The organism is Oleiphilus sp. HI0067, assembly GCF_001635735.1.
Genome location: NZ_LWFI01000681.1, coordinates 1 through 496, shown reverse-complemented (window position 1 = coordinate 496; position 496 = coordinate 1). Strand labels below are relative to the sequence as shown.

Here is a 496-nt window from a genome sequence, read left to right as displayed (position 1 = left end):
TATCAATGTACTATTTTGCAGGCAAGGCTATCGAAGAGTTTCAAGGCAAGAAAGCTGAGTTATTCCCAAAAGCACAGGAGCACTATTTGTCTTTTGGTGTGACCAGGGCACAAGATGGCATGACAGACCTTCTTAGCATGGCATTTTTCAGGAGTCTTGCTGCAGAAGAAAAGCTCGATTTTGATCTTGTGACACTGCATGGATATGCGAGCCTGAAGAACGATGATCTTGAATTTAAGACCTATAAGAATGGGCTCAAGGTTCAAGGTATAAAACTGATTGGTGATGGTTCGCGACAGGGCAAAACGGCTTACTTCACTCAACCATATTTAACGTCAGTATTTGGATGCGAAAAAGACTGTGTAGGTTTTCCTCATGGTCCACAGGATGAGTTGAATCGACTAATTGGCTTAGCCTATGAGAAGGGTATTCAGATCTTTGTGCATGGGAATGGCGATGCTGCCATCGACATGGTGATAAGAGCACATGAAGAAGA

At 43.1% G+C, this 496-nt stretch carries 1 protein-coding gene; it reads left to right on the top strand.

The genetic code is table 11. The features are described 5' to 3' along the window. Positions 1 to 496, top strand: a 496-nt coding sequence (locus tag A3739_RS07760) for an amidohydrolase family protein (RefSeq protein WP_156502451.1), incomplete at both ends; no start/stop codon positions are given.